This window comes from Proteiniborus sp., assembly GCF_040308045.1.
Classification (GTDB): Bacteria; Bacillota; Clostridia; order Tissierellales; family Proteiniboraceae; genus Proteiniborus.
Genome location: NZ_JAWRHZ010000067.1, coordinates 1 through 25,625 on the forward strand (window position 1 = coordinate 1; position 25,625 = coordinate 25,625).

27 protein-coding genes, 1 tRNA gene and 1 other annotated feature are annotated in these 25,625 nt (G+C 31.9%); of the genes, 11 read left to right on the forward strand and 17 right to left on the reverse strand.

Going from position 1 to position 25,625, the window contains the following annotated elements:
* Window positions 1-147 precede the first annotated feature (147 nt).
* Window positions 148-367: a binding site (T-box leader), on the reverse strand.
* A 153-nt stretch (window positions 368-520) separates the two neighbouring features.
* Complete coding sequence (locus ABV008_RS15665; RefSeq protein ID WP_352420783.1) at window positions 521-1,261, reverse strand: HAD family hydrolase; 741 nt, start codon at window positions 1,259-1,261, stop codon at window positions 521-523.
* Window positions 1,262-1,482: 221 nt separating this feature from the next.
* On the opposite strand from ABV008_RS15665, the gene ABV008_RS15670 reads away from it, so the two are divergent.
* Both ABV008_RS15670 and ABV008_RS15675 read left to right on the forward strand, forming a co-directional pair.
* Entirely contained in the window at window positions 1,483-1,608 is a 126-nt protein-coding gene (locus ABV008_RS15670; protein WP_352420784.1) for a hypothetical protein, read from the forward strand.
* 27 nt (window positions 1,609-1,635) lie between these two features.
* Window positions 1,636-1,758, forward strand: coding sequence for a hypothetical protein (locus tag ABV008_RS15675; protein ID WP_352420785.1), 123 nt, complete (start codon window positions 1,636-1,638; stop codon window positions 1,756-1,758).
* Between the two features lie 67 nt (window positions 1,759-1,825).
* On the opposite strand, the gene ABV008_RS15680 is transcribed toward ABV008_RS15675, so the two are convergent.
* Both ABV008_RS15680 and ABV008_RS15685 read right to left on the reverse strand, forming a co-directional pair.
* Window positions 1,826-2,011, reverse strand: a complete 186-nt coding sequence (locus ABV008_RS15680) for a hypothetical protein (protein ID WP_352420786.1) — start codon at window positions 2,009-2,011, stop codon at window positions 1,826-1,828.
* A gap of 286 nt (window positions 2,012-2,297) precedes the next feature.
* On the reverse strand, window positions 2,298-2,561 hold the full coding sequence (locus ABV008_RS15685; protein WP_352420787.1) for a hypothetical protein: 264 nt from the start codon (window positions 2,559-2,561) through the stop codon (window positions 2,298-2,300).
* A gap of 218 nt (window positions 2,562-2,779) precedes the next feature.
* Here ABV008_RS15685 and ABV008_RS15690 point away from each other — a divergent pair, with 218 nt between their 5' ends.
* On the forward strand, window positions 2,780-4,411 hold the full coding sequence (locus ABV008_RS15690) for an MBL fold metallo-hydrolase RNA specificity domain-containing protein (RefSeq protein WP_352420788.1): 1,632 nt from the start codon (window positions 2,780-2,782) through the stop codon (window positions 4,409-4,411).
* 33 nt (window positions 4,412-4,444) lie between these two features.
* Here the strand turns inward: ABV008_RS15690 and ABV008_RS15695 are convergent, their stop codons facing one another.
* The 3 genes from ABV008_RS15695 to ABV008_RS15705 all read right to left on the reverse strand — a co-directional run bounded on the left by ABV008_RS15695 (window position 4,445) and on the right by ABV008_RS15705 (window position 6,167).
* Window positions 4,445-5,380: an SPFH domain-containing protein gene (locus tag ABV008_RS15695; RefSeq protein WP_352420789.1), complete on the reverse strand. Its 936-nt coding sequence runs from the start codon at window positions 5,378-5,380 to the stop codon at window positions 4,445-4,447.
* Window positions 5,380-5,838, reverse strand: a complete 459-nt coding sequence (locus ABV008_RS15700; protein WP_352420790.1) for an NfeD family protein — start codon at window positions 5,836-5,838, stop codon at window positions 5,380-5,382. The genes ABV008_RS15695 and ABV008_RS15700 overlap by 1 nt, the downstream gene beginning before the upstream one ends.
* Before the next feature lie 128 nt (window positions 5,839-5,966).
* Window positions 5,967-6,167, reverse strand: a complete 201-nt coding sequence (locus ABV008_RS15705; protein WP_352420791.1) for an alpha/beta-type small acid-soluble spore protein — start codon at window positions 6,165-6,167, stop codon at window positions 5,967-5,969.
* A gap of 220 nt (window positions 6,168-6,387) precedes the next feature.
* Between ABV008_RS15705 and ABV008_RS15710 the strand changes: the two genes are divergently transcribed.
* A complete protein-coding gene (locus ABV008_RS15710) occupies window positions 6,388-6,633 on the forward strand; it encodes a hypothetical protein (RefSeq protein WP_352420792.1) in 246 nt (81 codons plus the stop codon).
* Between the two features lie 69 nt (window positions 6,634-6,702).
* Here ABV008_RS15710 and ABV008_RS15715 read toward each other — a convergent pair whose 3' ends face one another.
* Window positions 6,703-6,996 carry a hypothetical protein gene (locus ABV008_RS15715; protein ID WP_352420793.1) on the reverse strand — a complete coding sequence of 98 codons (294 nt, stop codon included), beginning with the start codon at window positions 6,994-6,996 and terminating at the stop codon, window positions 6,703-6,705.
* Between the two features lie 413 nt (window positions 6,997-7,409).
* Window positions 7,410-8,417, reverse strand: a complete 1,008-nt coding sequence (locus tag ABV008_RS15720) for a nucleoid-associated protein (protein WP_352420794.1) — start codon at window positions 8,415-8,417, stop codon at window positions 7,410-7,412.
* 259 nt (window positions 8,418-8,676) lie between these two features.
* Between ABV008_RS15720 and ABV008_RS15725 the strand changes: the two genes are divergently transcribed.
* Window positions 8,677-8,928, forward strand: coding sequence for a hypothetical protein (locus tag ABV008_RS15725; RefSeq protein WP_352420795.1), 252 nt, complete (start codon window positions 8,677-8,679; stop codon window positions 8,926-8,928).
* A gap of 201 nt (window positions 8,929-9,129) precedes the next feature.
* On the opposite strand, the gene ABV008_RS15730 is transcribed toward ABV008_RS15725, so the two are convergent.
* From ABV008_RS15730 to ABV008_RS15745, 4 genes are all read right to left on the reverse strand, one after another.
* Window positions 9,130-9,456, reverse strand: coding sequence for a group II intron maturase-specific domain-containing protein (locus ABV008_RS15730; RefSeq protein WP_352420796.1), 327 nt, complete (start codon window positions 9,454-9,456; stop codon window positions 9,130-9,132).
* On the reverse strand, window positions 9,444-9,902 hold the full coding sequence (locus ABV008_RS15735; RefSeq protein WP_352420848.1) for a reverse transcriptase domain-containing protein: 459 nt from the start codon (window positions 9,900-9,902) through the stop codon (window positions 9,444-9,446). Before ABV008_RS15735 ends, ABV008_RS15730 begins: the two co-directional genes overlap by 13 nt.
* Window positions 9,903-10,623: 721 nt before the next feature.
* Window positions 10,624-11,007, reverse strand: coding sequence for a spore coat protein (locus tag ABV008_RS15740; RefSeq protein WP_352420797.1), 384 nt, complete (start codon window positions 11,005-11,007; stop codon window positions 10,624-10,626).
* Window positions 11,008-11,222: 215 nt separating this feature from the next.
* Window positions 11,223-11,298, reverse strand: a tRNA-Lys gene (locus tag ABV008_RS15745).
* An 822-nt stretch (window positions 11,299-12,120) separates the two neighbouring features.
* Between ABV008_RS15745 and ABV008_RS15750 the strand changes: the two genes are divergently transcribed.
* From ABV008_RS15750 to ABV008_RS15775, 6 genes are all read left to right on the forward strand, one after another.
* On the forward strand, window positions 12,121-14,040 hold the full coding sequence (locus ABV008_RS15750; RefSeq protein WP_352420798.1) for an ABC transporter substrate-binding protein: 1,920 nt from the start codon (window positions 12,121-12,123) through the stop codon (window positions 14,038-14,040).
* Window positions 14,041-14,235: 195 nt separating this feature from the next.
* Window positions 14,236-15,222 carry an ABC transporter permease gene (locus tag ABV008_RS15755; RefSeq protein WP_352420799.1) on the forward strand — a complete coding sequence of 329 codons (987 nt, stop codon included), beginning with the start codon at window positions 14,236-14,238 and terminating at the stop codon, window positions 15,220-15,222.
* 16 nt (window positions 15,223-15,238) lie between these two features.
* Entirely contained in the window at window positions 15,239-17,107 is a 1,869-nt protein-coding gene (locus ABV008_RS15760; RefSeq protein WP_352420800.1) for an ABC transporter permease subunit, read from the forward strand.
* 12 nt (window positions 17,108-17,119) lie between these two features.
* Entirely contained in the window at window positions 17,120-18,112 is a 993-nt protein-coding gene (locus tag ABV008_RS15765) for an ABC transporter ATP-binding protein (RefSeq protein ID WP_352420801.1), read from the forward strand.
* Window positions 18,105-19,670 (forward strand): oligopeptide/dipeptide ABC transporter ATP-binding protein, encoded by a 1,566-nt coding sequence (locus tag ABV008_RS15770; RefSeq protein ID WP_352420802.1) that lies wholly within the window; start codon window positions 18,105-18,107, stop codon window positions 19,668-19,670. The genes ABV008_RS15765 and ABV008_RS15770 overlap by 8 nt, the downstream gene beginning before the upstream one ends.
* 21 nt (window positions 19,671-19,691) lie before the next feature.
* Entirely contained in the window at window positions 19,692-19,943 is a 252-nt protein-coding gene (locus ABV008_RS15775) for a hypothetical protein (RefSeq protein WP_352420803.1), read from the forward strand.
* A 30-nt stretch (window positions 19,944-19,973) separates the two neighbouring features.
* Here ABV008_RS15775 and ABV008_RS15780 read toward each other — a convergent pair whose 3' ends face one another.
* The 5 genes from ABV008_RS15780 to ABV008_RS15800 form a co-directional block, all read right to left on the reverse strand.
* The gene (locus ABV008_RS15780; RefSeq protein ID WP_352420804.1) at window positions 19,974-20,510 is read right to left on the reverse strand and encodes a GNAT family N-acetyltransferase; all 537 of its coding nucleotides are present in this window, start codon (window positions 20,508-20,510) and stop codon (window positions 19,974-19,976) included.
* Window positions 20,511-20,525: 15 nt separating this feature from the next.
* Window positions 20,526-21,176 carry a TetR/AcrR family transcriptional regulator gene (locus tag ABV008_RS15785; protein ID WP_352420805.1) on the reverse strand — a complete coding sequence of 217 codons (651 nt, stop codon included), beginning with the start codon at window positions 21,174-21,176 and terminating at the stop codon, window positions 20,526-20,528.
* A 104-nt stretch (window positions 21,177-21,280) separates the two neighbouring features.
* Window positions 21,281-22,645 (reverse strand): alanine/glycine:cation symporter family protein, encoded by a 1,365-nt coding sequence (locus ABV008_RS15790; protein ID WP_352420806.1) that lies wholly within the window; start codon window positions 22,643-22,645, stop codon window positions 21,281-21,283.
* A 101-nt stretch (window positions 22,646-22,746) separates the two neighbouring features.
* Complete coding sequence (locus ABV008_RS15795) at window positions 22,747-23,907, reverse strand: SpoIIE family protein phosphatase (RefSeq protein ID WP_352420807.1); 1,161 nt, start codon at window positions 23,905-23,907, stop codon at window positions 22,747-22,749.
* Window positions 23,907-25,625, reverse strand: coding sequence for a [Fe-Fe] hydrogenase large subunit C-terminal domain-containing protein (locus ABV008_RS15800; protein WP_352420808.1), 1,719 nt, complete (start codon window positions 25,623-25,625; stop codon window positions 23,907-23,909). Before ABV008_RS15800 ends, ABV008_RS15795 begins: the two co-directional genes overlap by 1 nt.

The following is a 25,625-nucleotide window of genomic DNA, read 5'->3' on the forward strand; positions in this document are numbered from 1 at the left end:
ATTTTCCACAGTCTCGCAACACAAATTTATTTGTTCGCTGTCGCTCACATAAATTTGGTGCTCGTTGCGTTTGACCTACCATCGATTTTCTGATAAAAGCGTTCAGAAAATCGGGTTAGGTCATAAAAAATCCCTAGGTCAAAAATACCTAGGGACGATTGTTTACCGTGTTACCACCCAAATTATAGGATAGCTTAGCTTTCCTATCACTCATTACAGTTTAACGCATATAAACGTAATGCTTTACTTTGTTTCAAGCATTAAGCTCGAAGGTGATATTCATAAAAGGCTTAATAATAATCTCTCACCAATGATTATTTCTCTGTATATTACTTCCCTTTACTACTGTCCTCGTCATAGCTTTTAAATATTATATTGTCTAAATAATATACTACAATATCAATATTTAATAATATACCATATTATCAATTTTTGTCAAGTCAACATTTGCTAATTTGTATTTATTGAGTGACTTCAATCTTAAGCTTTACGTGTTTTGACTAAATTGTTGGATAGTTATTTAATCATATAGTCCTTTTATTATTTCTGTATCAGAGTTTAGTTTATATACTATATCTTTTCTTTCTACTATTATTGTAGTTTTTTTAGAAAGTTCTGAGTCATTCTTTATTGCATTAAATAGCTCTTTGTTAGGATTAATTGCTATAGGATTTCCTACCATTCTGAGCATAGATAAATCTCCTTGTGTATCTCCATAGGCAAAACTATTTGACAAGTCTACATCATACTTATTAACAAATTCATCTATAGTCTTTTGCTTATTATCAGAATCCCACATTTTAAAAATATCTCCTGTAAAGTTATTGTTTTTGTCTACTTGGTATACCGTTCCTCTAAATTCAGTTACACCATATTTTTCTGCCATCTTAGATACTAAAAAATCAGGGCTTCCCGATATAAAGAAAATCTTATGTCCTTGCTTCTTATGCCAGTCAATTCTTGTTCTAGAGTATTTGTATACCTTATCACCATTGAGATTTATAACTTGGCTTGCTATAAATTCAATATAGGATTTATTTACTCCTTTTAATTCTTTGACATACACGTCTGCTAATTCCTCTAAATAATCTTCAAAGTCTCCATATCTTTTTTCCCATTCATTATAAGTGTGTTTCACTCTACTGTGCCATATATATGGGTCTATAACCTCATATTTTATTAGCTTTTTAAAATGTTGAATCATCAATGAGTTTCTGTAAATGGTACCGTCTATATCAAAAAAAGCTGCTACATTACCCATTTTAATCACCCCTTTATGAAATTAAATAATACTATTATATTCTGTTAATTCTGAAAATGCAATTGCTTTTTATATTATATATACCCATTATAATATTTCTTCCCTATTATATATGTACTATTCAAAAAAATTTACTTCTTTTTCACCAAAAGAACTACATTACATATAATGTATTAACAACATAATAAAATGTTTGATTTTAATATAAAGGAGGTCTTCTTATGACAGAAGCAACTGGCAAACAAGGATGTGGATTCTTTGGAGGAGAATTTATATGGCTAATCTTCATCATCATAATTATCTGTTTCTGTTTCTCTGGTCCTAGCTGTGGGTTTGGTAAATTTTAATTACTAAAATAATAAGGAGGTTATATTATGGTAGAAACTAATTGGAAAGGTGGCTGTGAAAGTAGCGGAAGTGAACTTTTGTTTTTCTTCATACTACTAGTAATTATATTCTGTTCATGTGGAACAGGTAGAGGATTTGGTAAATTCTAAGCTATAAAAACAAAAGCTTTCAGATGTTACATCATGGTTGAATAAACAATATAGGAAAAGAGGTGTCTTAATGAGACTCCTCTTTTCCTTTGTCATTAAATATTAATTCTTTGAATCTAGCACATCCTCCACAAGACCAATTACAAGTACTATTCTTACAATAGCATTCGCCATCTAAAAAATATAAGTCTGTTCCACATAAAGGGCAAAAGGCAGTGCAATGCTCAAATTCATTGCTGGTATTTTCCCTCATTTAAATACCTCCTCTACTTGTTAAATTAATATCTATTTGTTTACTATTATGTTCTTAGATATTCATATATGTAGAAATGTACAAAAAAGTTAGAAAAGAGATGACAAGCCACCTCTTTTTTCAATAAACTAATAAATCTATATATAAAAAAATAACAAGTACTGTAAAAAACTAAAGCTGACAACACATAAAGAGCGTACTTCAAGAACTTTGATTCAGGCTTAATCTCTTTTCCAAACCATTTTTCATATGTTTTCTAAATTGGTAAAAAACTTATTAACTGAAACTATTGTAAATTATTAATAATTTTGTGCTTACTAATTTCAGTCTTCACGTAACTATGGTTAAAATGTGATGTATTTGCAGCAGACAATATAAACTCTTTTTTAAAGCTTCTTATTACACCTTTATCAATATCAATAGCTTTAATAAGGTCTTTTTCAATCTTGTAAACCTTTATTCTTCTCCGAGTTATTTCCATACCCTTCATATATATAATATCTATTGGTCTACGATTTTTAAGTGAATAATTGATAACTTTTTCTATCATAATATCACTCCTCGTAATATCCTTTTATTACATTATATCAGAACATATGTTCTGTGTAAAGGATAAAAGGTAGATCTTTCTAGTATATCTAATCAAAACTCTATACCCACCATATTATTACAAAAATATTTATATGAGTGAAGCACAAAGACTATGATATAATAAATATAATACTTTAAATATTCAAACAACTTTTTAGCCAATGAGGGGGATAAAAAATGAAAATTCAATTTTTTGGAGCTGCTAGAGTAGTAACTGGTTCATGTTTTCTATTAACCACTGAAAAAAGTAAAATACTGATTGATTGTGGACTATTTCAAGGTAGCAAGAGCCTTGAAAAGCTAAATTATGAAGAGTTTCAGTTTAACCCTGCTGAGATAGATTTTTTGATTTTAAGTCATGCACATATTGACCATAGTGGTAGAATCCCTAAGCTAGTAAAAGAAGGTTTTGAAGGAAAAATAATATCTACTAAAGCAACTAGTGATTTGTGTGAAATAATGCTAGTAGATAGTGGCCATATACAGGAATCTGATGCAAAATGGGAAAATAAAAAAAGAAGCAGAGCTGGTAAACCTTTAGTTGAGCCTCTTTATACTGCAAAGGATGCTTCTGCAAGCTTAAGATATTTTAGACCTATACTGTATGACCAAAAAATCGAACTAAATGATGAAGTATCAATTAGATTTAAAGATGCTGGCCACATATTAGGATCCTCTATAGTAGAACTTTGGATAAAAGAAAAAAATAAGACAGTAAAGATTGTATTTTCTGGTGACTTAGGATTGCCAAATAAACCTATACTAAGAGATCCAGAGTTTATTGAAGAAGCTGATTATCTCATAATTGAATCTACCTATGGTAGTAGAGAGCATGAAAATGTGGAAAACAGAGTGCATGAACTTACCGATATAATAAACTCTACTATTACAAGGGGAGGCTCAGTAATAATCCCTTCTTTTGCAGTTGGCAGAACTCAAGAATTAATATATGAGCTAAATCAGTATTATGAGTATAATAACGATATTGAAACTTTTATGAAGATACCAATATATATTGACAGCCCTATGGCAGTATCTGCAACTAAAATTTTTCAAGAAAACTCAGACTGCTTTGACAATGAGGCGAAAAAGCTAATATTAAGTGGGGACAATCCTTTTGAATTTCAGAACCTTCATTATATTAGATCACAAGAAGAATCTATGAGACTTAATTCTTATACCTTTCCTAAAGTAATCATCTCAGCCAGCGGTATGTGTACTGCTGGAAGAATAAGACATCATCTCAAATACAATCTTTGGAAAAAATTAAATAGCATAGTATTTGTAGGATACCAAGCTGAAGGTACTTTAGGTAGGATACTAAAAGATGGAGCAAAGAAGGTAAAATTACTAGGAGATGAGATAGCTGTAGAAGCTGAAGTCCATAGTATTGAAGGATTTTCAGGGCATACTGATAGAAAAGGCCTTTTAAACTGGATAAGAGGTTTCAAAAAGATTCCTAATAATATTTTTATTGTCCATGGCGAAAAGGAATCTACTTTAGGTCTTGCACAAGCCATTGAGGAAAACTTTAATATTAAGACTACTATTCCAACTTTGAATTCAATATATGAATTAGATACCAATATAATTAGAGATAACCCATATGACATTGTAGAAACTATTAAACTAAAGGATGACATAAAAGAGGAGCTACAGCAAGTATATGACCAATTTGAAGGACTTGTATCAAAGACTGGAAAGATAATTGATGATAAAACATTAAAAGAAGACTATGACTCAATTAAAAATAATCTTATTGAGCTTCAGAAGAAGCTAATGGATTTGAATATTCTAATAAGTGAATAGTATATAAAAGGGCGCCCAACGAGCGCCCTACTTCTATTTATTTTCATCATTGTTTACAATTTCTTTTAGTGACATAGCTAATCCAGCTAGGTTTTGTATTTCAGAAGGAATGATTATTTTTGTAGCCTTGCCATCTGCTACTTTAGCTAATGATTCTAAACTTTTTAGAGCAATTACTGATTGGTCTGCTCCAGCTTCTTTTATCATTTTTAATCCTTCTGCAGTTGCTTGTTGAACTTTCAGAATAGCCTCAGCTTGACCTTCTGATTCTCTAATAGCTGCTTCTTTCTTTGCTTCAGCTCTTAGTATAGCTGCTTGTTTTTCAGCTTCTGCTTCTAATATAGCTGATTCTTTTTTACCCTCAGATACAAGAATAGCTGATTTCTTTTCTCCTTCTGCTCTTAGTATAGATTCTCTTCTTTCTCTTTCCGCCTTCATCTGTCTTTCCATTGCATCTTGGATTTCTCTAGGAGGTATTATGTTCTTTAACTCAACTCTATTTACTTTTATTCCCCATGGATCAGTAGCTTCGTCGAGTATTGAACGCATCTTAGTATTTATTGTATCACGGCTAGTTAATGTCTCATCTAGCTCAAGATCTCCAATTATATTTCTCAAAGTTGTAGCAGTTAAATTTTCAATTGCTGCAATAGGATTCTCAACACCATAAGTAAATAATTTTGGGTCAGTTATTTGAAAAAATACAACTGTGTCTATTTGCATAGTTACATTGTCTTTAGTTATAACTGGTTGTGGTGGAAAATCTGCTACTTGTTCCTTTAAAGATACTCTTTTTGCTACTCTATCAATTAGAGGTATTTTAACATGTAGACCTACTTTCCATGTATCCTGATATGCTCCTAGCCTTTCAACAACAAAAGCATATGCTTGAGGTACTATTCTGATGTTTGTCATAATTAAAATTAAAGCAATAAAAATTAAACCAATAAGTGTTATAAATCCTGTCATTATAATTCCTCCCCTTTATTTTTTTGTGTAACTACTAGTTTTACACCTTGAATATCTAATACTTTTATTATACTTTCTTCAGGTATTTTTTCATCATCAAAAGTCTTTGCTGACCATATCTGACCTGAAACCTTAACTTGGCCAGTTCCTTGTATATTATCTATTTCTTTAATTACAATTCCAGTTTTTCCCTTCAAAGTCTCGGCATTAGTTTTAGTATGCCCTATTTTCAGAACTTTTTGTGCAATAGGCCTAGTGAAATAAAGCAACACACTTGATGAAATCAAAAATACTAGAATCTGAGCCAATAATGGTGCATTAAACATTGCAAAAACCCAGGCAATCAAAGCTCCTATTGCAAACCATATTGTAGCTATTCCAAGAGTTATTGCTTCAATAAATCCACATGCTATTGCCACTATCAACCATAACGCACTATTAGTTAGTTGAAAACCCAACTTTAAGCCCCCTTTCAACTATAAGTATAAAATTAGTTACATTAATAATATACCACATTTTTATTAGATTAAAAACTTTTTGATAAAATTATAACAAAGAAAAAAGCTGAAAATCACTTCAGCCTAAATCAATCCTTATTTATTAACTGCTTTTGTCCAATTTCAACTAGATTTCTAGTCATCATTCCGCCTACTGGCCCAGCAGTAAAAATATTATTTATTGGATTCATATTATTTAAATCATTTATCAATCCCATTTCATTTGCTATTTCTAGTTTCATCTCTTCTAACGCTTTTGCAGCATTAGGATTTAATGGTTTTCTTGCCACATAAATCACCTCAATATAAAAATTATTAAGAACTTTTTCATTACTATTTTGTATATTTTAGTGATTTTAGATACTAGGTAATTTTATGAAAGCTAGTAATTATGTTTAGCAAAATAATCAAAAACATCAATTTTTTATAGTATATAATAATAGCTTTATTGCAGATAATAATTGTGTAAGTTATAATACTTACTAAAACTTTAATTGGAGGAGTGAGCTAATGAAAAATACTACAGGTAGAGTTCCTAGTTTGAAAAATTCTCAAACTGTAAACCAAGGCGAGCTACAAAATGCAAAGCAAAAGATGAATACTAGTATGAATATGGGGCAAAGCTTCTCTACTGGTATGACATCAGGTATGGTTCCAAGTCTAAGTAATTCTACCTCAATAGGACAAAATGAAAAGCAAAAAGTAAAGCAAAAAATGCAAAACTCTAATAGCTCAAACTCTAATAGGTTTTATTAGTAAACAAGTTGTGAGTAAAATAGATTTCAGCCCTCTAGTCAAGTAGAGGGCTTTTAGCATTATATATAATCAAAATGCAGAGCAGGCTCCTAGAAGAAGGGCCAAAACTAATCCAATTCCTATAAGTATTAAAGCAGCTTTTCCATAATTTCTTATGTTTTCATTATCTACTCCAAAAGCCATAACAAGTACTGATATAATATTTACAATAGGAATACCTGTCAAAATCAGTATTAAAACCCATGTACCAATAGATACAATCTCATCACTGCCTCCACCGCCTCTGTTCCCACTATCATAGTAATTTGGTTTATTGTGGTTATTCGAGTAGTTCCCTGGATCATAAAAATTATTATAGCTCAATCCTATTCCCCCTCAATTTATTTATTCTCTATTGTTATGATTTTCTATAATAGATATGCTTTTTCCTTCTATTTTTGTTCAATAACTTTTTTCTTCTTAATATTCGAAAATGAAATCTATTAAAGTATTTTACTATTATAATTATATTATTGCACAGATATTATGATATTCGGTTACAATGTATATATTATTATACTCAGAAAATTAGGTATAAACATTTAAAACTATAGTAAATATGTAGAAATAATAGCTTAGCTTGAGAAATATGAGTTTAAGGAATTTATAGGAACTAATAAGAAGAAAGAATCCTGCTTGTTTTTTAAATAAAATCTATAAGAGGATTGCATCAGATATGCAATCCTCTATTTGTTTAATATGAAGTAATAACCTAGTTCCCTTGCTTCATATTTCACTTATTTATTATTAGTTATTTTACCTATATTTTTTATTAATATGGAAATGGTTCCGTCCGCATTGTTAATAAATTCAACTCTGTTATTGCTCCCGTAGTATTCTATTGGTAGGCTAATCTCTATACCTGTATCTGTTTTTATTTTCTGTTTTCTAAAGTTTTTTTCTACTATTTTCTCATTATCAACAGGAATGCTTTTTTCTTGTAGCCCAGCTTTTTCTACATGTTCTATATACTCCTGTTTTAGCTGCGGATTTTGTGTAAATACGGATTTAGCAACCTTTTCAATGTCTATTGCCTCATTTTCCTCTATACTTTCAACTACAGCTTTTTTTATTTCTGCATGAATAACTGGATCTTCATCGAAATATGTTTCACTAAATTTTTTTGTAGCCTTTGTGAAAATTTTTACTTTTTCATTTAAGGAAATTTGACTGCTACATTTTAAAAACATAGATGAAAAGTAAAATATTTTCTCATCATTTATGCTGTATTTCTTCTCATAAAGATTTAAAGAAAAGTTCTCTAAGTTAATTAGAGCACATTCATCTACTCTTTGGCTTATTGAAGGTAAGGTAGTTTTTTGCTTAATAATTGAATTTAATATTCCGTCTTCTGTAGTTTCAACATGATGTATATAGGAATGTTTATAATTAAGTTTCAATATTCCAAGGTGCATTACATTATCAAGACTAAATAATACGAATATTACATCTGCTGGTGGTATCTCTACATTTTCATGCATTATTTTGAATAAAGTATTTGCCATGCTAATTGTACCATCTAGAAAAAATTCATGTTCTATTGATATTTTCTCACAGATGGCTTTAATTTTATTGTCACCTTCAATGAAAGTAGCGAGTTTAAGATTATCATCATTAATTGTTTTTTCAATATGTTTGCTAACAAATTCAATTATATCATCGTTAAGCTGGCTCTCCACTTCCGAAAAAACAGGCATTTGTAAATTGCTATCTAATATATGTACAGCTATCTTTTTGATAATCATATTTTCTACGACCACTATATCATACCTTTCGCAAAAAATTTTTCCTACATTATTATATACCTGATTATTATACGATATTTGTTTTTCATTAGCAATTGGCTTTAGTGTATATTTATTGCAAGAAACTCACCGATAATATTTTATGTACCTTTCCGCTAGACAATAAACCTAATAAAGATATATTATATTACTTGAATAATATATGATATCATAAAATGAAGTAAGACTTTTTGCTCTAGTTTAAATTGGAGGTCTGCAAATGTCGAATGATAAACAATTAACTATATATGAATTAATAGAAAAATCAAAAACAGTTAAAACAGAAAAAATACCTGAAAATATTAATTTAAAACTAGGACAAAGTTGGTGCCCATATTGCAGCAATATAGTTGTATTTATCAAGGATAAAAGATTGAACGTTAAGAGATGTCCCCTTTGTGGAATTTCTGAAAACGATTTTTGGGTTAAAAAAGTTAATTGTAAAGTAAAATATCGAGTAGCTAGAAAATAGGATAATACATCCTATTTTCTTTGCTCTCACAGAACCGGACTTACATTTGCCGTATCCGGCTCCTGAAATTTCTCTCCTAACTAGTAATAGTTAGACAACAATCCAACTTCGTATTTGCTAAATCAATGAGTCCAAGTTCTTCAAATAATTTATTTGAAAGAAGAATATGCATGATGTGGGTATTGGAGTTCTTCCACTTTCTCATGGACATCTTTTCATCATTTCTTTTATGCCTTGTCTTCTCATTTCTTTGTGCATAACTTTGTAGGTTTTCCAATGTCTAATCCTTATCATACGTAATCGTCTTCTTATCCATCCCATTAAATCCCTTATCAGGGATTTGATATTGGCTATCCTGTAATAGTTCATCCAACCCCTTAGCAACGGATTTAATTCCTTGATGATATCTTCAATCTTTCTTCCCGTGTTTCGTTTTGTCTTTTCTCGAATTTTATCCTTAAATCTTTTTATTCGTTTAGGGTTTACTTTTACCCATGTTTCATGAATGATAAATCCTAGAAACTCCACTCCTTCGTAAACACTTGTGGTTTTTGTCTTATGCCTTTTGCCATCATCTTTTGGTCAAATTTGTTTAGATAGATGTTACTAATTAATGGAGATATGACTCCACATTGTGGGCTTCCAACTTCAGTTTCACTAAATTTTCCATCTTGTAGCACTCCTGAATTTAAGAATACTTTAATTAGATTTAATACCCTACCATCGCTTATCTTTTCTGCAATTGCATCTATGATAATTTTATGGTCTAGGGTGTCAAAACATTTACTTAAATCCATATCTTCCACATGTACTAAGCCATATTTATTCATAAATCGTTCTGCTTTTGCTACTGCTTGATGTTGTGAACGATTAGGTCGATACCCATAGCTGGATGGATGAAATGTTTCGTCAAATATTGGTTCTATTACATTTACAACAGCTTGTTGCACTACCCTGTCCTTGACAGTGGGAATTCCTAAGGGTCATTTGACGTCTCTAGCTCTGTGCCAATCTTATCTTCGTTTTCCCTAACTACTTCATATCTGTGTCGTCATTATCCCTCGCAAGTTATTTTATACCAAGAATACGTACCTTTAAGCATTTCAGCTTTCTTTTAACACTTTCATTCTCGCTTAAAATCCCTTTTGATACACTTTGAAATTTCTTCCGCCCTTCACATCTACCATAAACTTTTGGTCTATGGCAGTCACACCAACTCTGTGATGTGTCTCCTATATTTTCTCCTCCAGTCTATTGCTAGCCTTCATTGGTATAGGTTTAATCACTACTACGGCTTCATCTGCATACTGCACCCTAATTTCACCTCTTACTTTCGCTTGTAAATGAAATCTACAGCTTCGAGTACAGTAATTCCGAGGTTAAGTTACTCCGCCTGTTATTAATACGACCATCAAAACATATGTAGTTCGGCTAATTTTAGGACGTTCCCATTTTTCGGAGGGTTATCCACTACATCTGCCAACACTGGTTCGCTTTCGCTTCGTTCCAATAACCGCCATCAGCTCCCTTCAGACCCTTTCGTCACCGAAAGCGCCCTTGCTTACAGCTTATCTTCCCATTAGCTAGGTGATAGGTTTTCTTTCAAACCATCGGCTCGGCAACATGCCTCGCAAACAAAAAAAGAGCCATTTAAGGCTCTTTCAAAAATAACATACGCTAAATACTAAAATACTATTATAACTCAATAATAGTACATAAAGGTACTCTAACTAGAATAAGTTCATCTGTGTCATTTTCAATATTGAATACTAAGAATACATTTTCTCCTACTACGAATGCACAGATAAGATTTACTTCTGTTCCTGGTGTCGAGGTTGGAATTCTGTTCACTATTTCACAAAGTTCAACTCCTGAGCTTAATAATTGTGCTGCAAGTGCTGCTGATATTCTAATTACAAATACCCGTTCCAAATTTCCTATTTCTATTTCAATTAACAGAAAAAACATCCCGTTTATTTCAGCAATACAGCTTGCTCCTATACCTGATATTTCATTAATAAGTGTTTCTTTACTGCTCATTTGTTCAACAACCTGATTAAGTTCATGATTAAAATTCACCTTTTAAACATCCTTTTTTTTATTATTTGGAAAAGTTTTGTCACTTTCCGATATAAATATATTCAAAAATATATAAAAGGTTACTTAATTCACATCACAGGATCATATTTTACCTTAGTTTACACTAATCCTATGTTCCTTTGATTTTGCTTATTTTGGTGGTAAAATAAAAAAATCCCAATGCCTTGATAGCATTGGGATTACTTATTGTTTACTGGTGCATCTTCAGGGACTCGAACCCTGGGCCCACTGATTAAGAGTCAGTTGCTCTACCAACTGAGCTAAAGATGCATTATTGACCACAAAGAACATTATACTACTATTCTTTACACTTGTCTATAGAAAATTTTAGAACTTTTAAAGTATATAAAAAGCCCTAGAATATGTACTTCCTAGCTGTTACTAAATAAAATTACATATAATATCTTTATTTATTGACACTATCAGGTTTTTAATGCTAATCAAGTTTCTAGAAAATATGAAATTGAAAGTTTGATAATCATAATTATTAAGTGCTTTTAATTAATTTTAATAATGTTTTAATAAAATCTACATACATATGTAATGAGACAGAATTGATTGACTATTCAATAAAAGTATTATAAAATATATATACTTAAATTATCTAAAAAAAAATAGCAAACATTTAATATAATACTATTGTATGTAATATTTTTTAAAATTAGTCGAATGTTACAATTATATTACATAATAAAACATTGAATTTTTCCAGTTTATGAACCATATTCTTGATTACTGCCAAAAATGAGTTGAATTATTTTAAAATATGTATTAGAATATAACAAAGCTACCATAAACAAGCATTGATGGCTTATGTAGGTATACAAGTTTCCACTTTAATTAAATAAATCATAAAAAAACAATTTGTTTTATGTAAGACTTGTTTTTGAGCATCGAAGATAACAAAATAATATTAAAAATAAGACAAACTATGAAAGCGGAAATATTATTGTGGCTTGATTCAATAATAGGGGAATAATCTGCTTTTTGTCTGTATAAGTACTTACATATCATTAGTTTTTAGAAGTAATATGAGCTAATCATATCTACTTTTAAAATAAAATAATAATTTATTAAGGGGGAAGAAAAAGAATGATGAAAAAAAGTTTTATCTTTTTACTAGTGCTAACACTAGCATTTTCAGCGTTTTTAGTTGGATGTACTCCAAAGGATACAACAACTGACACACCAACTGACACACCAACTGATACACCAGCTGATACACCAGCTGATGACACACCAACAGCTCCTACAAGTCCAACCGGACAAATTACAATTGGAAATACTACAGAATTATCAGGTGACTGGGCACCTTACTGGCAAAACAATGCTGCAGACTATGATATCTGGAATTTCATTAATGGTTATAGCACTGTTGATATGACATTTGGCGGTGAGTATGTAATTAATGAAACTGTAGTAGAAAAACATGAAGTTACAGAAAATGAAGATGGTTCTAAGACTCATGCATGGACTATTAAAGATGGCTTAGTATATAATGATGGAACTCCTATCACAGCTAAAGACTATGTTGCATCAGTAATGTTCTGGTCATCACCTGTTGTAGGTGAAATGGCTGCAAGTAACGACTACGGCTATTACTTTACAGGATGGAAAGATTTCTCTACAGGTGCAAAAAAGGAATTTACAGGCGTTAGATTAATTGATGACAAAACTTTTGCTGTTACTATATCTGCAGAAAATCTTCCATACTTCTATGAGTTACCACTTGCAAGTGTTGCTCCTACAAAGTTATCATTCTGGACTGATGATTCAGTAGAAATCAAAGATGATGGTAATGGTTGCTACTTCTCAGAAAACTTTACTAAGGATGCTTATGAAGCTAGAATTTCTGAAGCAAGAATGTCAATACTTTTCCCATCAAGTGGTGCTTATGTAGTTGAAAGTTATGATGAAGCTGCTAAGACTGCTGTTCTTCAAGTAAATGATAAATTTGCTGGAGATTATACAGGTCAAAAACCTATGATTCAAACAATTATTTATAAGAAAGTTAACCAAGAAACTTCATTAGACGAGTTAGCTACAGGCTCAGTAGATTTATTGTCAGGTATGGCAAGTGGGGATGAAATCAATGCTGGTCTTGACCTTGTAGATAAAGGTGGATTTGCTTTTACTGAATACCCACGTTCAGGATATGGAAAGTTAGTATTTGCATGCGACTTCGGGCCTACTGCTGATGTTAATGTTCGTCAAGCAATCGCTCACCTTCTAGATAGAAACGATTTTGCTAAGGCTTTCACTGGTGGTTTCGGTTCTGTAGTTAACGGACCTTATGGTGAGTCAATGTGGTTCTATCAAGAAACTAAATCTCAGTTAAATGAAAAGTTAAATCAATATCCATACAGCCTTGAGAGTGCAGTTAAGCTTCTAGAAGAAGGCGGATGGATATACGATGCTAATGGAAATGAATATAAAGATGGTATTCGTTATAAGAAATTAGAAGACGGCACATTAATGCCACTTATTATAGAATGGGCTTCTACAGAACAAAATGCTGTATCTGACCTGCTAGTAGTTAAACTACAAGAAAATCCTGACGTAGCAGCAGCAGGTATGCAAATTAATCAAACTGTTATGACTTTCACAGAGTTATTAAACTATATGTATCGTGATAGCAGTGTAGATGCTAAGTATGGAGTTCCTACATATGGAATGTTTAACTTAGCAACAAACTATACTCCACGTTATGATTTATCTACAACATATACAACAGACCCAGATATGATTAAACAAGGATACAACAACAACTATATCATCGACGAAAAACTAGAACAACTTGCTAAAGATATGGTATTAACTGATCCAACAGATAGAGATGGATTCAAAGCTAAATTTGTTGAATTCGTTGATAGATGGAATGAATTATTACCTGACGTACCACTTTATTCAAATATGTATCATGATTTCTATAATGAAAAATTACAAAATTACAATATAAATTCACTTGTAGAAATAACTCAAGCAATTCTTTACTCATATGTAACAGAATAATTATAGTAATCAACAAAAATAAATATAATAAATCAGTAGAAATAGGGTATGAAAATACCCTATTTCTACATAAAAAATAAACGCTTTAATGTAATAAAACGTTAAAAGTCTATTATTAAAGTCTATTATTCATGATGTTCAAATATATATACATTAAAACGATTAAAATAAATTTTGAATAAGGCAGGTAATAAAATGACTAAATACATTTTAAAAAGAATTTTATATATGATATTTGTATTTGCTGTTATGTCTGTCCTCCTGTTCTTCTTATATAATATGATACCTGGAGACCGAGCTAGAGCTGAAGTAGAACCTCTAAAAGACAAACTAACACCGCAAGAGTATCAATTTAGGTATCAACAAGCAAGAGAAAGATTGGGATTAGACGATCCTACTATAGTAAGATATGGTAAATGGATTAGCGGAGTACTACAAGGAAATCTAGGAATGTCTTCTAAGTTTAAGCAACCAGTCGTCGAAGTAGTAAAAACACCTCTTAAGGTAACCGTATTTATAAACATATTTTCAATTGCTTTAGCATTTATTATAACCATCCCATTAGGGATAATATGTGCAGTAAAGAAAAACTCTACATTCGATAAAGTAGTACAAGTACTTACCATCATAGGTTATAGTATTCCTGTGTTTATATTTGGATTGCTATTCATTTTCGCTTTTGCTGTAAAATTAGGATGGTTCCCTGTTAGTGGTATGAACACACCTAATTTCAAAGGAACAGAGTTTCAATTATTCTTAGATACTATGTATCATTTAACTTTACCTTTAATGGTTTTAACTTTAGCTTCTCTTGGTGGATTAACTAGGTATGTGCGTGCAGCAATGGGCGATGCACTTACAATGGATTGTATAAAGACTGCAAGAGCTAAAGGATTAAAAGAAAAAGTAGTAATACTATCACATGCGTGGAGAAACGCACTTCTTCCAGTTGTCACATTGCTTATCGGTTGGATTATGAGTGTATTCTCTGGTGCAATGATTACTGAAAGAATGTTTAACATAAATGGTATGGGAAAATTCTTTTATGATTCATTAGTGAATCAAGATTATGACGTCACTATGGCAATTCAGTTGTTTTATGTTGTACTCGCTTTACTTGGTAATTTAATTACTGACATAAGCTACGGATTTGTAGATCCACGTGTAAGAGTAAATCGTTAAGAGGAGGTAAATAGATATGAGCGTAAAAGAATTTAACGAAAATAAGAAAGACAATAAAAAGAAGCCTAGTTTTCTATCCCTCCTCTTTTCAAATCTGTTTGGAGGAAAGAAAAAATTATCTTTACTTGAAGAAGAACAAGTCCAAAGTCCCTTACGAACTATTGTAAAAACCTATAGAGATAATAAAGTAGGTATGTTTGCCCTAGGAGTATTCTTATTAATGTTAATTACGGTAATAGTAGGACCATTGATCAAGCCAGTTGACTTGTCTTTCTCTGAAACAAGTCAGCTAAATGTGGCTCCAGGATTTGATATGATGTCTGTTCCTAAAGAGTTAGTGGGAAAAGTACAAGACATAGCTATTGGACCTACATTTAGTATTGGAGTATCTACAGATGGAAAATTATACATGTGGGGTAAAACAAGGATAAGTAGTGCTATAAACATTAAAAATTTGCCTATTGATGAAGCTACAAAGAAACCTGTAGACATGGGTAAAATTACAAATATTGCAGCAGGCTACGACCACGCTCTTGCATTAAATGACCAAGGAATATTATTTGCTTGGGGTAACAATAGACAGAAGCAAGCATCTATTCCAATGGAAGTAAAAAGTCTTAAAAATATAAAAGATATTTATGCTGGTTATCAATGTTCAATAGTTTTAACTGAAGATGGTCGTAGTATCTACTTTGGTAATACAATGAATAATGATTATAACGAATTCCATCCTTACCAAGGAAAGCTACAAAAAATTGCAGTTACTGCAGATGCTGTAATGGGTTTAACTATTGATGGTCAGGCAGTTTATCTTGGCTCTCAACAAAATAGTTACTCTAATGTACCTGCCAATATGGGAAAAATAGTAGATATAGCTACTACGGCTTCAACTATGGCTGCTGTAAATGACCAAGGTAAAGTATTTGTTTGGGGTAATGTTTCTGTTGACAAAGGAGAAGGTAAAGTGCCTGAAACAGAGAGCAAAATTGTATCAATCAAAGGCGGTAGATATCACTACACTGCATTGACAGAAAATAAGGATGTTGTTGCTTGGGGTGCAAATTATTATAATCAATCAACTGTTCCAAAAAAAGTAATAAATGCAGATATCCAACAGGTTTATACAGGATTTTATCAAAATTATGCTGTTACTACACAAGGAGATGTGCTTACCTGGGGATTAAAAGGATATTTATTTGGCTCTGATGACTTAGGTAGAGATATTTTTACCAGACTATTAAATGGTGGCCGTATGACCATGACAATAGGAGCTGTTGCAGTTATTATTTCTACAGTTATTGGTGTAGTTATCGGAGGTATATCTGGTTATTTTGGCGGTAAAATAGATATGTTTTTCCAAAGAATTTCTGAAATGGTATCTTCGTTACCATTCTTACCATTTGCAATGATTTTATCTGCATTGATTGGGAACTCTATGGGAACAAATCAAAAGATATTCTTAATCATGGTTATTCTAGGAGTATTATCATGGCCAGGACTTCAAAGGCTAGTCCGTGCACAGGTTCTTTCAGTGCGTGAGCAAGAATATGTTATAGCAGCAAGATCAGTTGGTATCAAGAGAATGTCTATAGTGTTTAGACACATTTTACCGAATGTTATATCAGTTATTATAGTTTCAGCAACATTATCTTTCGGAAGTAGTATGTTGACCGAAGCATCCTTGTCTTATTTAGGTTTTGGGGTGCAGGCTCCCCAACCAACTTGGGGTAATATGCTATTTGGAGCAAACAACAGTATCGTTATCCAAAACTACTGGTGGAGATGGGTATATGCTTCTATTGCTTTAGGTATATGCGTTATTAGCATAAACCTAATTGGTGAAGGCTTGCGTGATGCAATTGACCCAAAATCTCAAGAACGTTAGGGGGAAGAGTAGATGGCACTATTAGAAATCAAAAACTTGCATACTTATTTTGAAACGAAAAGAGGAACAGTGAAAGCAGTAAACGGTGTATCTTATTCTGTTGAAGCTGGAAAAACCCTTGGCATTGTTGGTGAAAGTGGAAGCGGTAAAAGTGTTGCAGCAATGAGTATCATAAAGCTCTTAGATGGAAATGGTTATATAGATAGCGGCGAAATTATTTTTAATGGAGAAAATCTAATAGATGTTCCTATTAAAGAAATGTCAAAAATTCGAGGAAATGATATCTCTGTTATTTTTCAGGAGCCTATGACCTCTCTGAACCCTATATTTACAGTTGAAAGACAGGTTTCAGAACCATTTATAATTCACCAAAAAATGACTAAGAAACAAGCAGCTGAGAAAGTTGTAGAAATGTTGTCACTTGTTAAGATACCTAATCCAGAATCTGTTGCAAAACAATATCCTCATCAATTATCTGGTGGTATGAGGCAACGTGTTATGATAGCAATGGCTCTTGCATGTGTACCAAAGCTTTTGATTGCAGACGAGCCTACTACTGCATTGGATGTTACTATTCAGGCACAAATCTTGAAATTAATGAATGAATTAAAAGAAAAAATTGGAACTTCTATTTTATTTATCACCCATGACTTAGGTGTTATTAATGAAATGGCTGACGATGTAGCTGTTATGTACTGTGGACAGGTAGTAGAAAAAGCATCGTCTAGAACCATATTTGGTAAGGAAAGCCCTTATTCTCATCCATATACTGAAGGTTTAATGGTTTCCATACCAAGATTAGATACACCAGCTGGTACTCGTTTAGAAGCAATACCAGGTGCAGTACCTCATCCTTTAAATTTACCAAAAGGTTGCAAATTTGCTCCTAGATGCAAATATGCAACTGATAGATGTCACGAGAATGAACCTGAATATGTAGAGGTTGAAGAAGGACATCAAATTCGTTGCTTCTATCCAAAGAAAGGGGTGAGGTCCAATGGTTAAAACAGAAAAAGAAAAGAATTTGTTATTTCGTATTCAAAATTTGAAACAATATTTTCCTATTAAAAAATCATCATTTATGCAAAAAGAACAGTTATATGTTAGGGCTAATGACGATATATCAATAGATATCTATGAAGGAGAAACCTTAGGCTTAGTTGGTGAAAGTGGTTGTGGCAAATCAACTTTTGGACGTACCCTTCTGCATCTATATGATCAGACAGATGGTCGTACTATGTACTATGGCAGTGGTATTGATGAATTAGCACCTGAATATGTTTTAGATATATTAAAGAATTTAGTATCAGAACATCGTAAATTAAATGAATTACAAATAAAAGAAGAATCTGCTCGTAAAGCATATGAGGCATTACCTGAAGGCGATGAAAAATATTATGCCTTAGAAAAACTTCGTGATGCAGAAAAAGAAGCTAGAACTTTATTCTATGATATAGCTCAATTAGTTGGTGGTCTTATGGTAGCAGATGATTTGGCCCCAGTATCCGATGTCTTAGTAAAAGAATATAAGATTAGTGTAGAAGCTCGAAAACTCAAAAATAAAATTAATAAGGACAAAATAAAATTAGAAGGAATAAAATCTTCGTTAAAAGAAAAAGGTAAAAGTGAAGCGGAGATTCAAAATGATACAGCTAATTACATGTATAAGATTCAGAATACAGAAAAAGAACTTGCTAAAATCGAAAAAGAACTAGAAACTATTCAGGCAGAAATTAGAAAATTAATGGATAAATATCGTGATCATCCTGACTTTGAAAAATATGAAGCTTACAGAGATAGGGGTATTAATTTAGCCAGATTATCAGAAGAAGAAATGAGAATTCTTCGAAAAGATTTGCAGTTAATATTTCAAGACCCATATTCCTCTTTAAATCCTAGACTTACAGTAGGACAGATAATATCAGAAGGCTTATATGCTCATAAGATGTTTGCTAAGAATGACAAAAGCATACAGGATTATATCCTTGATTCTATGGATAAATGTGGCTTGGCACCATATTTCGTACATCGTTATCCACATCAATTTTCTGGTGGTCAAAGGCAACGTATTGGGATTGCACGTTCTGTGGCATTACAACCAAAATTCATTGTATGTGATGAGGCCGTTTCTGCACTAGACGTATCTATACAATCTCAAATTATTAATCTACTGTTGGATTTAAAAGAAAAGGAAGACTTAACTTACTTATTTATTTCACACGATTTAAGTGTAATCAAATATATCAGTGATAGAGTCGGTGTTATGTATCTAGGAAATATTGTAGAGCTTGCTGAGACTGCAGAGCTTTATGAGCACCCTTTGCACCCTTATACAGAAGCACTTCTTTCTGCAATACCTACTACTGATGTTGATAGTAACAGAAAAGTAGAAATACTTGAAGGCGATATCCCAAGTCCAATTAAACCGCCTCCAGGATGTAAATTCCATACAAGATGTAAATACGCTACAGACATATGTAAAAAAGTTGTACCTGAATTTGAAGAAGCTAGACCTGGCCATTTTGTAGCTTGTCACCATAAGCTTAATACAAAGGATAAATAATAGAAAGGCATTGATATCATTATGATGTTTCAAAAGAAAATAGACCGTGCTATGAACTGGTTAAAAGAAAGAAATAAATCCGTAAATAGTTCGGAATTAAATGATTTTGATCCTAAGGCGGAATGGAAAGCTCAGGAAAGTAATAAAATCGAATTAGAAAAAAATGATGTTCTGGCCATAATACTTTCTGCACTAATAGTTTTTGGACCAATCCTTTTGATTCTGATTATTATGCTTATACTGTTGTTTCCAAGTCTACGTACTCCTATATAGTAAATAACCACCCTTAAGCGGGTGGTTATTTTATTTTATTTCTAAGTAGTCTTCTCTTAAAATTGACATGATTATTTCATCATGATATTTTCCGTTTCTAAAGATTGATTGCTTTAGTCTACCTTCTACTGTAAATCCGTTTTTCTTATATGATTTTATTGCCCTTTCATTAAATGAAAATACAAAAAGCTGAATTCGGTTAATATTCATTTGATCGAAAATAAACTTGATTAATAGTGACATAGCCTCCGTTCCATAACCCTTTCCTCTAAAATCACCATCTCCAATATATATCCCTACTGTTGCAACTCTATTTTTCCAATCAATTTTATTTATTCCACATCCTCCTATGTAAAGGCCTGTTTTTATATCCTCTATGGAAAAATTATATGTATCTTCCATTTCAATTTGACTTTCAAACCATTTTCTTTCCCTTTCCAAGGTCATTGGATACGGTATTCCAGGACTTAAATTTAGTAATACCTCTGATTCTGTCATATATTGGTATGCTAGTTCTACATCTTCAATTTTAAGTCCTCTAAGCTTTACTTTTTTACCTACTAACATATTTGCTCCCCCTATTTAGTAAAATCTGTCTTCTACATTCCTTACAAGCCTTTTCTTGTCTTTTATACCATTCTTAAATAGCTCTACTATGTTATCAATGTATTTAGTTGCTTGTTCAAAATCCAAGTTTACTTCATACATATAATATTCTAATATAGATATATTTAGTGATCCAAGTAAAAATGTATTTAGTTTAATATCAATATCATCACTAATATCTCTATTGTCTATGCCCTTTAATAATAATTCTTCATATACTTTATTAACATTGTAGGTATCTCCTAATATTTCTCTTTTTAGACTATTATCATTGCTTTTTTCCAAGTCTAATATTATTATGGAAAGCTTAGGTGAATTCATGGCAAATTTCATTTCTGCAAGATAAAGCTCCTTTAGTGACTTAAAATAATTGGAGTAATATTGTTTATCAACAACATCCATCAAATATGAAAGCTTCTTCTTTTCTGCTTCTTCAATGATATACTTATATAAGTCTTTTTTGTCCTCAAAATATTGATAAAAGCTTCCTTTTGCTATATCTGCAGCTTCTACTATCCTATTAATACTTGCATTATTATATGAGTATTCTGCAAACTCATCTATTGAAACTTCAATTATTTTGTTGATTTTATCTTTAGGTAAATTGAAGAATGTGTTTTTTGGCACTTTATCAACCCCCTTTATCTTAATATATGAATACTATGACTTAATAGTCGTATTGTATCATAATATACAAAGATAATGCAATAATAAAGGTTTGATTAGTTATGTTATCTTATCTTTTTCTCGTATTTTTCATTAAATTCTTTTGTTGCTTTTACTACTAATGAAGATAAACCTACTAATGCAATAAGGTTTGGTATTACCATGAGTGCATTGAACATATCTGCCAAGCTCCATACCAACTCTACTTCTAATAAAGCTCCAATAACAATTCCTGCTAATACTAATATTCTATAAAAAAATACTCCCTTATTCCCAAACAGATATTTTATGTTTTGTTCTCCAAAGAAATACCAACCAATTATAGTGGAAAAAGCAAAGAAAAACAAACTAACTGCAATAAACTGCAATCCTAGGTTACTGGTGATACCGCTTAATCCCACACGGAATCCTTCCTGTGTAAGTTCTGCACCAGTAAGTCCAGAGCCTAATACACCTGTCGTTAATATGACTAATGCTGTTATAGTACATACTACACCTGTATCTACTATAACACCAATAATTGATACTAGACCTTGCTGAACAGGATGGTCAACCTTTGCTACTGCATGGGCATGAGGAGTTGAACCCATACCTGCTTCATTTGAAAAAAGGCCTCGAGCTATACCATATCTAATACTTTCTTTAATTGTGGCCCCTATTAATCCACCAGTAGCAGCTTTTGGATTAAATGCACCGTATATTATCATCTTTAATGCTGGTAAAAGCATATCTATATTTATAATTACTATTGCTAAACCACCTAATATATAAAGTGAAGCCATTATTGGTACTACTTTCTCCGTAAAAGAACCTATACGACTTATTCCTCCTATAAAAATCAACCCTGCTAATATTGCAATTACTATTCCAACAGCTAATGGTGGAATTTTTGGTGCTGCATTTTTTACTGCTGTGACTATTGAATTTGATTGAACGATGTTTCCCATTATTCCTAAAGCTAATACTATAGATATTGCAAAAAAACCAGCTAAAAACTTACTTTTTAGTCCCTTACTTATGTAATAAGCTGGTCCTCCTGTTAATACTCCTTCTCTCTCTTCGTTAAATAGCTGAGCTAATACTGCTTCTGCAAAAATAGTAGCCATGCCTAAAAAGCCACTAATCCACATCCAAAATATGGCACCAGGGCCCCCTGCAGCTATTGCAGTAGCAACTCCAGCTAGGTTTCCAGTTCCTACTTGTGCTGCTATAGCAGTTGTAAGCGACTGAAATGGTGATAATCCTTCTGCATCTGATTTATCCTCTTTCTTACCAAAAATTTGTCTCGCTGCTGTCCCTAACTTTGTCACTTGTAAGAATCTAAGCCTTATTGAATACATTAAACCGGTTCCTAGTAAAAGTAAAATCATTAATGGTCCCCATAAAACACTATTTATTTTATTGACTATTTCCATAATATTAGATGTCATATGTTTTCCTCCTAGATTATATTCTTATATCTAGTTTTTTCATAGTGGAAAATAATATGAATGCTAACATATGGTTCAAAAGGATATAATTATATCTTTTATTAAACATAAAAAATTTTTACTTTTTTACCCATACTTTTCAATAACATTGATAATTCACTTACTACATTAAGTTTTATACTCAAGTCTACTGGAAAACTAGGATTTTGATGTGCTGGATTTATTGCCTTACCTACCCAGAGATTTAAATGAGTACAATCATCTATGAGTATTTTAGCAAGACGTGATGCTCCATCTTTTCCATTGTAACAATTTAATGTATCCTTGTTTATATAGTTTTTAATTTTATCTACTGTTTTAATAAGAGTGAGTACTCCTTCTGTCACTAAATCTATCCCTTTTATATACGCCATAGGTGGGACATCGTTAGTCATTGAATCCAAATCTACTTCTATTTCACGATTAAGCTCTCTACCTACTATTTTGGCTGCAGTTCCCCCACATACTATCTTTTTCCCGTCTCCTTTCATAAAATCATATACTAACTGGCTATCATTTTCCTTGTTTTCTGGTGGGCCTGTAAATAAATCAATGACTTCAGGTTTTCTAATTTTTATAGTAACTACTGTTGTGTCGTCTCCTGGCTTGCCTGCATATAAGCATTTACATGTGTCTATTAGGCTTTTAGATATACCTTTTGCACTTTTTTCTATTGTTATTTGTTTTTTCAGATAGTTTAATACATTTTCTCTCTGCCAACCTAGGTTTAATATTTCACCTACTCCAGCATGTATTACTCCATCACTTACTAAAGCTATAACATCTCCTTCTTCAAGCTTTATATAGCTCTCCATTATTCTTTTCTCATTTACTATAATCTCTTTTTTTTCTATTATTTTTTCTTCATTGTTTCTAATAAAAAATATTGGCGGGTTATCATATTCAATTATATATGCTGTTCCATCCTCATGAATTTTAATTATTCCAAAGGTTGAATATGCCAGCTTTCTTACATTACATACAGGCAGGGTACTAGCTATTGTATTTACTGTTTCTAGTATACCTACTCCTTCTCTTAACATAGTTCCTGCTATTTTGGTTGTCATTGTTGCTAGTATATTAGCTTTTACGCCACTTCCTAATCCATCTGCCAGCACTATGATAATTCCATTTTCACTATCTATTAGCTCTACCTTATCTCCGCAAAGCTCCTCGCCATATTTAATTAGACTATCATATGCAATGTCTACAAAACAATCCATTAAATATCACCTGCTTCTCCTAAAGCAATATCCTTTAGTTTAGTAAGTATAACCTTTGTTTCAGCTGTAGTCTCACCTAAGAGACTTGCTATTTCTTGTGCTACTCTCATCTGTTTGTCTATTACTTCTTGTGCTGCATTTAATGTGTTTTTCTTCACTCTGGCAAGCTCTTCTTTATTTTTTTCAGCTAAAGTAACATCTGTCATTATTACCATTAATACCTTTTCTTTTTCCAGATACGTAATATTTCCTATTAGGACTAATCCATACTGAGAATATACTAGCTTATGACCTATTAAATCCTCTTTAGTTGAAATAACTCTTAGAAAAATATCTTCATCAATAAGCTTTGATATTGGTTCTCCTTTCATGGCTTCTGCCTTAATATTAAAGGCTCTCTCTGATTTTGGATTAAACTCTTTCACCTTAAGGTCTTCATCCAAAATAAAGATAATATTAGGACTGTTTTTAAAAATAACGTTTCTTAAACTCTCAGCTTCTGCTTTCATAAATGGTAAGCACATATTAATATCAGACATACCTTCGATTACAGACTTAGCTTTTTCTCTACAAGAAGCATAACCACAGGCAGTACAATTGAGTTCGTCCTCTTGACTACGCTTGCCCATTTTACCTAATATTTCTTTTATCTTATCTTCTGTAGCAGTCTTTCTACTTGCCTTTCTATTAAAAAATCTTTTAGTAAAATCAATATTTTCATAATTATATTCAATATCACCCTGGGCATAACATTTCTTTTTAATTACGTATTTCTTTATTTTGTCTTGTCTAACATAATGGTTGATGTTATCTTTAGGCATTCCTGGCCCGTCTATACAGCTATTATTACATATATTAAGTTCTGCAAAAAATCCATCTATTCCGTTATTTTCAATACACTCAAGAAACTCCTTGCAGCTTTCTACTCCATTTATCCTCATAAGTTCATATTTCTTCCTAACGAAGCTATTTTCTTCGCTTAAGCCACCCTTAACAGGAAATAAACTTCCTCGTTTATATGAGGTTTGATTAAATGGTTGAGGCTCAAGGTTTCTTAACACTATATTTTCTTCTAAAAACCAATAATCTAACTCCTCAAAGGTTAGCACTGAATCAATTATTCCTTCATGTTGAAAATCTTCTGCCTCAGCTTTTTTAGCAAGACATGGCCCTATAAATACTACTACACTATCTATTCCATATTTATGTTTTAAAAGCTTTCCATGAGCAATCATTGGAGATACTACTGGTATCATATATTTAGTCAATGAAGGATAATACTTTTCTATAAGATTATTAACAGAAGGACAACTTGTAGTAATAAGATTTTTATATTTTCCTTCTTCGTAATATTTATTATAATAATCCAATACTATTTCAGCACCTATAGCTGTTTCCTCTATAATATCGAACCCAAGTTTCTTTAAGGCTGTTACTATTTGATATTCGTCACTCATATCAAATGCACCAGCAAAAGATGGTGCTACACTAGCTATTACTCTCTTTTTACTTTGTATAGCCTTTTTCACTTGAGATACATTACTTTTTATGATTAAAGCACCTTTTTGACAAGCAATCTGACATTTCCCACATGAAATGCATAAATCATCTACTATTTCAGCATGATCTTCTAGAATAGTAATTGCCTTAGAGGGACATATTCTAAGGCATCTATTGCAGTTGTTGCAGTTTTCCTTTATAAAATTAATGAACTTCAT